7 protein-coding genes are annotated in these 11,218 nt (G+C 47.5%); all 7 read right to left on the bottom strand.

Going from position 1 to position 11,218, the window contains the following annotated elements; genetic code table 11:
- Positions 1–59 precede the first annotated feature (59 nt).
- The gene (locus tag MHI14_RS16205; protein WP_133384775.1) at positions 60–989 is read right to left on the bottom strand and encodes a carbohydrate ABC transporter permease; all 930 of its coding nucleotides are present in this window, start codon (positions 987–989) and stop codon (positions 60–62) included.
- Positions 990–1,016: 27 nt separating this feature from the next.
- Positions 1,017–1,871, bottom strand: a complete 855-nt coding sequence (locus MHI14_RS16210) for an ABC transporter permease (RefSeq protein ID WP_341131713.1) — start codon at positions 1,869–1,871, stop codon at positions 1,017–1,019.
- Between the two features lie 275 nt (positions 1,872–2,146).
- Complete coding sequence (locus MHI14_RS16215; protein ID WP_341130773.1) at positions 2,147–4,498, bottom strand: helix-turn-helix domain-containing protein; 2,352 nt, start codon at positions 4,496–4,498, stop codon at positions 2,147–2,149.
- A gap of 292 nt (positions 4,499–4,790) precedes the next feature.
- Positions 4,791–6,494, bottom strand: a complete 1,704-nt coding sequence (locus MHI14_RS16220) for an RICIN domain-containing protein (protein ID WP_133384773.1) — start codon at positions 6,492–6,494, stop codon at positions 4,791–4,793.
- 275 nt (positions 6,495–6,769) lie between these two features.
- Entirely contained in the window at positions 6,770–7,717 is a 948-nt protein-coding gene (locus MHI14_RS16225) for a carbohydrate ABC transporter permease (RefSeq protein WP_091030510.1), read from the bottom strand.
- A 17-nt stretch (positions 7,718–7,734) separates the two neighbouring features.
- Positions 7,735–8,637, bottom strand: coding sequence for a carbohydrate ABC transporter permease (locus MHI14_RS16230; protein ID WP_341130774.1), 903 nt, complete (start codon positions 8,635–8,637; stop codon positions 7,735–7,737).
- Positions 8,634–11,210, bottom strand: coding sequence for a DUF5696 domain-containing protein (locus tag MHI14_RS16235; protein WP_341130775.1), 2,577 nt, complete (start codon positions 11,208–11,210; stop codon positions 8,634–8,636). The genes MHI14_RS16230 and MHI14_RS16235 overlap by 4 nt, the downstream gene beginning before the upstream one ends.
- Between the last annotated feature and the right edge of the window lie 8 nt (positions 11,211–11,218).

The following is an 11,218-nucleotide window of genomic DNA, read 5'->3' on the forward strand; positions in this document are numbered from 1 at the left end:
ATGAATCCCGCTTTTTTCAATACAATCCTCTCCCTCATGAATAGATAGAAAAAATGAACTTATCCTTTAACTGAGCCAATCAACATGCCTTGCACGAAATACCGTTGAACAAAAGGATAGATGATTAGCACCGGCAAGCTGGCCATCACAATTAACGAATACTTCATGAGTTCAGCCATCTGCTGCTGTTTGATCATTTCCGATGCATCCATGTTCCCCGTACTGCTGTTCAGAATAAGAATACTGCGCAATATCAGCTGTAGCGGATAGAGCGACTGTGATTTCAGGTAGATGAGGGCGTCAAAGTATGCATTCCACTGACCGACAGCGTACATAAGTGACAACACGGCGATAATCGGTTTGGCGAGTGGCAGGATAATACTGAAGATAAACCGGATGTCACTGCAGCCATCGATATCTGCTGCTTCGGACAATTCTTCCGGTATCGAGTTCTGAAAAAAGGTACGGGCAATGATGACTTGCCATACCCAGACGGCATTGGGAATCAGCAACGCCCAGCGGGTATCAATCAGTCCCATGGTTTTCACCACTAGATAGGTAGGGATCAAACCTCCCGAGAACAACATGGTGAAGGTAATAAACATCATTAACGAGCTGCGACCAACAAACGTTTTTTTGGATAATGGATAAGCAATCATAATGGTCAGTGCCACGCTGATGAAGGTGCCGCAGGCTGTATAGAAAAGGGAATTGGCATAACCGGTAAGGACTTGATCATTCCGCAATACAGACTTGTAACCGTCGAACGTCAGGTCAATGGGCCACAACCAGACTTTTCCCGAGGAGACGGCAGCAGGGCTGCTAAGCGAAGAACTCACAATATAGATCAAGGGATACAGCACGGCAATGAGCACGACTGTCAACATGAAATAAACAACTGTTATAAATACGCGGTCTCCCCAGGATTCACGAATTGTACTGCTGCTCTTGATCCGCGAACGACCTGCATTTGTCTGTGTGTTAGACATGGGTTGGTTCTCCTCCTTTCGCTCCCGTTACCATAAGCTTGTATTGGACAGTCGCTTGGCGACCGCGTTTACGATTAATAGAAGAATCAGGTTAATCACCGAGTTGAACAGGCCAACCGCAGTAGCGAAGCTGTAATTGGCATTCAGCAATCCTATTTTATAGACATACGTGGAGATGATCTCCGAAGCAGACAGGTTGAGCGGATTTTGCAACAAATATATTTTTTCGAACCCAACAGCCATGATATTCCCTACACTCAAGATCAGAATGATGACGGCTGCCGGAAGTAGTCCAGGCAGATCAACATTAATGATTTTCTGTATACGGTTGGCTCCGTCCACTTTGGCCGCTTCATATAGGGATGGATCAACACCTGCCAGAGCAGCCAGATATATCACAGCGGAGTACCCCATCCCCTGCCACACATCGGAGAATACGTAGATGGATCTAAACAGTCCGGGCTCACCCAGAAAATTCACCGCTTCGAACCCAAGGGCACCGGCAATCGTGTTGACAATACCCAGCCTAGGAGACAGAAAGAGCATAATGATGGAGACCATAACAACCGTAGAGATGAAATATGGAGCATACGTCACCATTTGTACTGTTTTTTTGAATCGTATGTTTTTGATTTCGTTCAGCGCCAGCGCCAGTAATATAGGAATTGGGAAACCAACGATCAGGCTGTAAAACGAAATGTAGAGCGTGTTCTTGATCAGCATGACAAACGCCGGATTTTTGAAAAGTAATTCGAAATACTTGGTTCCGGCCCACGGACTGCCCCAGATCCCCTTGATGACGTTGTAATCTTTAAATGCCAAGACCGCATTCACCATGGGTATATACTTGAAAATAATAAAGTAAGCAATCGGTGGCAGGATCAGCAGATACAGCTGCCAATGTCGCCTCCAGCTTCTGGATAATGCTTGCTTCAAGGCAAACGGTTTACTTGGTTTCTCTACGGACTTTGATTCACTGGTCATTGTGGTTCTCAGAATCATCCCCCCATTCTTGGCTCCAAATCGTGCTGAACTGCAACTCGTCTTGGTAGCGCTTACTTTTTGAGTAATCATAAGATTGCGCTGGGGATGCGTAAAGGTACAGTTACGCTGAGAAAGTACAAAAGGCGAATATAGTTCTCGAGAAACAACCTACATTAACCGCTATGAACGTCCATTTTCCGAAACACACTCGGAGAAATGCCGCGTACCCGCTTGAAAGCTCGGCGGAATGAATGTGCACTATTATACCCGGTGGCCACCGCGATCTCGTCAATGGTCTGACAGGTGGAGTGCAACAAGTTCGAGGCAGCATCAATGCGTACCCGTTCTACATAATCGGAAAGATTCTCTCCCGTATGTTCTTTGAACAGTTGGGATATAAACTTCTCGGACTTGCTCATGTGCTCGGCAATCCGATAGATCGTCAAGTTTGCATCCCCATAATTATGTTGGATAAAACAAATCATTTCGTTTACAGTATCCGCATGTGCTCCTGCTCTTCTTCTCTGGAAATCACCACAGATATCTTCTGTTAACCGTTTGAATTTTGCACGCAGCGAAGTAATCGTTTCTGTCATCTGAATGGATATCACCCGAGTTTTATATTCCTCCAGCAGGGAGGCATCCAGCTTGAATTTTGGTTCGTCCAACTTCAGAAAAGTCCCCTTCAGCTCCATGATGAACTGCTGTGTCATCTCGTAGGACAGTTCTCGCTCCTCTAAATTACGAAGAAACAATTGCTCCAGAATGCGTATCGCCTCTTCAGGCTCCCCGACTTTGATTGTGTTCAGCAGTCGCTGTTCAGACTCAATCGGATAATAGAACATTTCATTTTCCTTCATCGTATCTTCAAATCTCACCAGATGATCTGTTCCCATATGAATGGCATAATCCAGAGCTTGTTTGGCTTCGTCAAAGGAGCGCCCTGCATCATTCCAGACCTCGTAAGCTGCACCTGTGCCAATTGTTGTGGATATCCGATGCTCCCGGTAGATCACTTCCATCAACGTGTTCAGCTCTTTTTCACATCTCCCAACAGCTTCATTCAATGGGTTTTCATCCAATGGACAGGCAAAAGCGATCTGGTCAGTTCCCCAATCCGTGATCAGCAGTTGCCCATTCCACTCTGTAAGTACTTGTTTGACGAGCAGCCTTGCAACACCCAGTTCATGAATAATTTCTTCACTGTCTGGATTGGCATATCCGTTTACCTTCACTAAGCCTGCCAAGCCCTGGCTGCTATGAAGAGAAATGTGCGCCTGAGATGAGATAACCTCCAGCTCAAGTGAGGTATAAACTTCTCCGGTTAACAAACGTTTGATAAAACCGTCTCTCAATAACGGAATCTGCTCATTCATGGCGTTTTTAAGTGAGTCATTATTTGCAATCAGATTGTTAATATGGCTTGCCAAAAAATCATATTCATTGCCCCGTCTGCCTGGCGAATCGGTGATTTGTTCCCGAAAAGAGGCCAATAATCTGTAAACGGGTGCACTATTTCGATAGGCCAGAACCAGCCCAATTAACAGACCCAAGGCAATGGTTGCCAAAGTAAACGCCAGCGTGACTTGTTTGATTTGGTCCGCTTTTGTCATGAGTGCTTTCTCCGGAATCCCTGCCATGTAATTCCATCCATTTTGACTGGACTGTATCGATATCAGCAGCCGACCATCACTTCCAGGCTGTACATTCTGCACGTTCAGCTCCGTTTCCGCAGCGTTAGCTTCTCTCTGGCGACTCTGTGCCATTTGCTCGGCTTCGGCTTGTTCAATGCCAAGGGAGAAAATGATCCGCCCTTCCGCATCGGTGACGAGAGTCCAGCCGCCATATTGATCCACAATATTTTGAGTAAGACTGGCCATCTGATTCTGATCAATCATGACACCAATCGTCGCTTGCGGTTTGTTAAAGCTGTTCAAAGGCAGAGACTGCAGAAACGTAATGGCGGGAACGTCTGCAAGCACAGTGCCGAGTATTTCACGTTTATAGTTTCGAAGCGGTATGATTTCATTAAAGTGTGGTTGTTTGAGAATTTGGTCATGCCATTGTTCAAACGTCATACCGTCCAGCTGATTGGCAGCATAATAATGCTCTGGACGATAATACACGGTTCTTGGTGTGATGATGGCATTGTAGTTGGGAATGTGAATGAAGAAATGGGACAAGTAATCATTGGTACTGCTGTACATGGAGAGGCTCCGCTGCATACGGTTCATACCGTAGACATTGTAGAGATCATGCGGCTTTGGGCCAGCAATTAAATTTTGCAAATCGGGATTGGCGGCAAGCTGTCTGGTAAAAGCTTCGACTTGAAGAAGATTTCGCTCAATGATCTCTTTGCCAAGACTCAGTGACTTCAAGCTGTTCTCAATGGAGCTGGAACGAGCCGCTTCAATGGAAGCTTGGTAAGAGGCATATCCCGCGATTTGAGGAATCATCAGGATGATGAGATACGAAATAAGGAATCGGCGGAACACGGGTGAAAATTTGGACCATAGGAGCTGCATATGTACCCTCCCTTTTTTATCAAGCGCTTACATTTCTCTGTGATAAGGTAGCTGTTCCATGATACACCGGGCATTTCTTCCTGGTGAAGGTACAACTTCTTCCTTATGGTACATTTACATACTGCAGCGTACAATGCTTGCATGAAAATAATTGTCACTCTGCGGGTTAGCGCACAAATATAGTTGTATTTTACCTTCGCATGACATCCATCCCAAAGTATCAAAAATAAACGCAAAAAACCTCCCCAAGACATGAAATGACTTGGGGAGGTTTTGTTTAACATTGTGCTTATTAATTGCTAACGGCAACAAATTTCCATTGTTGGTTTGTAGCACCTGTGTAGGTGTTCTGCTGCAGCTTGGCACCATCCGAAGTAGAAGCGTTTGCCACTTCAATCGCTTTGTTGCTGTTCACGTTGATGATACTCCAGTACCCGTTACCAAGATCGTTGACCTTAAAATGCTGAGCGGTTGTGTTCAGATTGCTCATGAGCTGGACCACTTCCCCATTGGTGTTGGTACCGTTGCGAATGTCGATAACTTTGTCCGGTGAGTTCACACTTGTCAGTGTATAGTTGCCGTTACCGATCGAAGTCAGAACCCACTTCTGGGGGTTACCGCCCAGATCGCTCCATTGCTGGAGCTGAAGATTGTTTTCGTTTAGACCACCTGGGACATCAATAACCTTGTTGGAATGCCGGGCTACAATTTTATAGGTTGCTCCGGATACAAGACCTGTTGTTGGTCCACCTGTTCCACTGCCCGGGTAAGTCTGAGCACGTTCATGGTACCAGTTAAACAGGAATCGTCCCATGGCACTCCGTGAAGCATCTCCATCCCATTTCAGTCCAGCCGTTGGGTCGGCAAAGGAGCTTCGTGGTCCTTCACTTAGAATGAATCCGTTCATATGAGCTGCAATGCTGACATTGCCTGCGGCGTTGAAGATTGTTTTGGTATTGGTACCAAAACCTTCATTGCTGCCATTAAACAAGTTCCAATAGGCCGAATCGCCAGGTTTGTTTTTGAACCAGGTTACCTCGGTAATGTTAATCGGATATTTGTCAGCGGCTGCCTTCACGTTGGTATTCCACTGGTCTTGCAGGATAGAGAAGTTGTCATATGCGCCATAACCAGGGTACCAGTGAACCGCATATCCATAGTTATTGAGCGGATCAGTCAATGGATGGCTTGCCGTCAAGCTGTAAAATTGGTTGTATCCCAGACCTGCCGCCCAGATGACATTGTCCGCACCTTTGCTGCGAATTGTTGAAATCATGGAATTTTGGAAATTACGCAAGTCATTCCAGTGATCCACAAAGTCATTTTCCCCGTTGTATCCACCCCAATGTCCATTGGCATAGGATTTCACCGGTTCGTTGATCAGTTCGAAGTGAACGTTGTCTGCACTTTTGATCTCCGGGCGTGAAGCGAGATAACCCCAGATTTCGTTGAATTTTTGCAGGTTGGCAGGTGTTGTTGCCTGATCATCCTTCAATGTGAAGTCCAGTCCCAAGACAACATAGACACCTTTTGTTTTGGCATATTGAATGTACGGAATAATTACATTTTGCGTAACGGTCTGCACACCGGCAAAGTTATATGTACCAGCAGCCACATCTCCCATGTCCTGACGATCGATGAACAGACGTACCTGATTCATATTCCAGCCATGATTGCTTCCGTACTTCGCGCTGGTGTCAGCAAAAGTATCGGTAATGTCTTTCAGATAAGCCAGTGTAGCTGCATGACGGTTATTGCCGTGCAGATTGAGATAATAATTGCTGTCCTGATATGTCCAGTAGGCACCTGAGGGTTGATGCCAACCGTTCAGTAGCACAGGCTGGTTGTTGCTGTTCACCAGGTTTTTGCCGTTTACGTGAAGCTTGCCCATCGGCATGCCCACCCATGCTTCGGCACGGCTGCCTCCCCATGGAGCAATTGTGATCAATAAAGCCAGAATGAGTACAAGTTTACAAGATGTCATGAACTTCTTCACTTTAATTCCTCCTGATCTGATATATTGCCTTGCAATAATGCGAGGTAAGCTCCGTCAGAATATCTCTGATCAAACAGATCGCTCAGGTCGGCGCCCGCTCCCGCAGCCCGTTCCACACCAGCAGGGGGATCCTGCGCAGGGAAGGATCGCGGTTCGGCTGTGAGCAGACGCTCATGAGGTCGTTACATGCCCCCTTTTCACAGATGGAATGTTGCATGAAGTTCCTCCTTCCTCTTCCAGACTGATCCCACTCCAAACGTACAGGAGAAATTAACTTAACCCACGATTCCCGTACGCTCTACACTCTCTACGAAATATCGTTGCACAAACAAATAGATGACGATCAAAGGCAGAATGGCAAGAAGGATTCCTGTATCCTGGATCATGCTCAGATAGAACGGATCGGCCTGGGAAGCTGCACCGTCAGTAACCTGCTGGGCCAGATTATACGGAAGGGACGATAACTGGGTCGACATGACTTTACTTGAAGTCAGATAAGTCGTCGTATAAAAGCTGTCGTTCCACTGCCATACGAAGGAAAACAGCATGACTGTTACCATGGACGGAATGGCATTGGGCAGCATGATTCTTGAAAATGTTCGCCCGATGCCCGCGCCGTCCACATAGGCCGCCTCCTCCACTTCCTTCGGAATACCTCTGAAGAATTGCCGGAAGATAAAGATGTACAAGCCGGCCTTAAGTGAATTGGCCGTAATCGCCGTCAGAATAAACGGCCAATAGGTGTTTAGCAAATTAACGGGTTTGCCGGCTATAAGCGTCATAAGCCCCATGAGATCAAAGCTTTTCAGATTCAGGTATACCGGAATGAGAATGGTCGTTGGCGGTACAAGAATCGTCAGAATTACACCAGCAAACAGCAAGTTGCTTCCCCTGAATTTCAGTCTGGCGAATCCGTATCCTGCAAGTGCACAGGACGCTGTAGTCAGCAGTGTAGTCGTTGCAGACAGGGCAAACGTATTAAACAGCGTTGCCCAGTAATCCATGACGCGTATCGCCTCTTTGAAATTGTCGATGGAGAAGTTCTGTGGAATCCACACCACCACTGCCGAATACAGATCACCTTTAGCTTTGATGGATGTGGAAACCTTCTGAAATATGGGAAACAGGATAACGAAGGAAAGCCCGGTAATCAGAACAAATCGGATCATGGCCCACAGCCAGCCTTTCCAATGCTCCAGCGATAATAATCGTGATGTTGTCACGTGGGACACCCTCCTTTCTAATCTTGATAGAAGACTCGCTTCGAGAAAATGATGGATACGATAACCAGAATGATGGCAATGGCCAGAAAGTAGACCCATGCCATGGCAGAACTTAATCCAAAGTCAAATTTGACGAAGCCGGTATCCCGGATCAGTTCCGTCATGGCGTTATTGGCAAACGAATCAATGATCGTATAGATCGCATTGACAAAAATAAGCGGGCTGACCATCGGGAACGTAATTTTCCAAAAAGCTTCATAACCCGTCGCCCCTTCCATCTTCGAAGCCTCATACAGTTGAGGGGAAATCGTCTGGATCCCTGCCAAAAAGATCAAAATCTGTACACCGGATTGACTGACGATCTGATAGATCCGATCTACGGCGCTGCTCAGATACGTGACGATCCAATCGCTCACTCCGGCGTTAACCATCAGATTTTCGAGTTCAAATGTCCCGAGTGAGCTTCCACCTGTGCTGCTCTGATTAACTGCTTCAATCAGGCTGGTGCTCTCCAGTGTCATAATCACTCCCGATGCCAGAATAACGGGCAGGAAAAAGATCGACCGTGCTACAGCCCGGCCCCTGAACTTCTGATTCAGGATGACGGCAAGGAACAGACTGAATATAACGATAAGCGGTACGTTGATGAGAACGTCTGTAATCGCCTCAATTAACGCACGGTTAAAGCTTGTATTGACGGTTAGCGCCTGAATGTAATTCGCAACACCGTTGAACTGAATCGCTATGCCTTCCGCGTTAGCTTGAATTGTACTCATGCTGTATCGCAGAGAGGCTAACAGCGGGATGAAGAAAAACAACACAAAACCAATGAGCCAGGGAAGCACGTAGATTACGCCCCACATGGCTTTCTGCTGAGCATACGTACGACTTCCCCATTTCCATTTCAGGAGCGTCTTCATATTTGCTCACCACCAGTCACATAGCTTTGGGCTTCCACTGTATCGTTGTTAACTTCTACAGGGAAGTCGTTATAATTGACGATTACGAACCCGCCACCTTCATATGTTGTCCGGAAGACGCCCTCCTCCAGGGATTCATGAGATATCATGGAACGCCCGGCAAACGGTTGGTTCACCTGGTTCACCTCGTTGTAGATTTCGGCAGCCAGATCGATCCATTGTTCATAATTCGCCGCGTAGAGATCATCATAATCCGTTTCTTTCACAACATGGTTTGGCGCATTGAACCATGCAAAGTAAGGGCTGGCTCCATATTCAATCAGCTTCAGCACATATTGCCTTGCATTGGTATATGTGGAGAGATTGTATGGCGTCCCCGTATAACCGATGCTGCCGTGTACAACGAGCTGATAGAACGGAATCTCTTCATCCTCCAGCTTGAAACGACTGCTGGTCATAGGTGCATCTGTCAGACCAGTTACATACGGCAGGGCATAAGCGTTCCCGCCTTCAGCAACAAGCGAGCCAGCCTGCTGCCCGATCTGTTCCAGTGCCTTCTTCACGGAGCCGAGCGCTTGTGTTCGGTCCACCAGCTTTTTCGGATTCATATCGCTGTTTAACTGAGCTGCCAGATCATTCAGGCTTAGCGACAGTCCATCCTTTTGAAGGGACCTCAGCTCATCTAACATGTCTGCCGTCACGTCCTCCAGCATGTTGGGCGAAAGCACATAGGATGGTGAACGATCCCGGTCCCGCCTCTGGATGGCCTGGTTCATCGGATACAAGACCGCCGGTTCCTGAGTTAATGTGCGTGAAGCTTCTTTGGACGGTTTAAACCCTTTTTTGGATTGCACATTCAGCAGAGCAATATCGGGATAGAAACCGATGCCCGCTTCTTGTGTGTATGCGCTGAATTCCCGCAATCCCTTTTTCCCGCCTACCGCGCCGTCTACTTGGATGGAATCCGGCAGTCGATGATGAAGTCCGCCGTTAAGCCATCCTGCATAGCGCACCTGAATATTGGATACATTCTTCTCCGTCAAGGCGGAGAGAATGTTTTTGGCTTCATCAAATGTGGTCAAAGCCTCCGTTGAATCATACGGTATGCCCAACATATGCTGTCTTGTTGTCATGCCACCGAACAGTTGCAGATAAAAGGGAACGTTACTCTGCTCCTTGCTGGCGTTCAACTCGGGAAGTCCGCCGTTTTGCATCAGATAATCCCGATAGAGAGATGCAAGCCCGGAGTACGAGGCCTTATCCGCCCCCACAAAAGCATATCGAACGACGAAATCAGACACAGTCGGTTTCTTCTGGAATTTCGGAAGTGTACGAACCATATCACTTGCCTGAAGCGTCACATCGCTCTTGTTCACCACATAGAAGCTGGGATATACGTTGTTGTAGCTGTTCAGTTTGCCGCTGATATCGGCATTCACAACTGCAACGGCATCCCCTTCTTCAATAATGCCCAGGAAAGCTCCCTCTTTCCGAATCAGTCCAAATACCGGCAACCTGGCTCTGGCTTCATTCGAACTTGCTTCCCGTAGTTTCATGGTCATATCCGGTCCGTATATATCTTGTTGATAGGCAGGATACTGCAGCTTGCCATTGTTAAAATGGATCAGCGCTCCCGAACCGTCCGGCACCAGTATGGAGCCCTCTTCTTCTGAACCCCCGGCCCCGAAGTAATCCATTACAGATATGCTGTTGATCGGATATTCCTCCGGAAAATGAATGCCTGAGGACGGAACACGCACGAGCAGATCCTCTCCATCCAGCTCATATTCCATCGTAAGCATAAACAGCCGTGGTCCACTTCGTTCCTCTTCAATGCCAAACTCGGCATGATCCTGAGCCAGATCCTCCGATGTGTAACCGGCTGTGTCAAAAGCCTTCAAGGCCCGTGACAATTGCAATCCTTGCATCGCCTTATCAATCCGGACGTAAGCGCCTTCATCCTTATCTTCCGCATAACCGACCTTCAAGGCCCGCTGCCCGGCCTTATCTAGCTGTGCAAGCAGCTTTTGTTCAAATCGCTCCTTGCTGATCTTCATCGGCAAGTCTTCTATGGATCGCTCAGTGCTTCCAAACTGGTAGTGGACCCGCACGCCGCTTGGCAGCACCTCGTAGCTTATCTGCTTGTGTGCAACACTATCCGTGAAGGAATTCACGGTGCTGCTCTGTCCAAGGCTGTTGAAGAAGCTGAGCTTCGTTTGTGATGACAAAAGGTCTTTGTTTATCCCGGCCGCAACCCCATCCTGCTCACGATCTGCAGGATTGCTGCGCCAGATCTGGCCGCTCTGCGTGTGAATCACTGCAATCTCGGCAGTCTCTTCGTTAATGAACAACTGCAGCGCAGCATTCTGCGCAATGCCTACCATGCCGGGAAGGCGGACATCGCTGAAAGATGATTTCAGTTTCTCTCCGGGAGGCAGGGAGGGAAAGTCCGTCGGATCAGCGGCAGTCACTGTCTCGTGAGCGAGCGGTGTTGGCGAGAATTGACAACCGCCAAGAAGCAGACTGCCCGCGAGCAGCATTCCTGTTATTTTTTTGGCTACGGTATAATTCATAACAATTT

It is taken from the genome of Paenibacillus sp. FSL K6-2393 (assembly GCF_038002545.1).
GTDB lineage: Bacteria > Bacillota > Bacilli > Paenibacillales > Paenibacillaceae > Paenibacillus.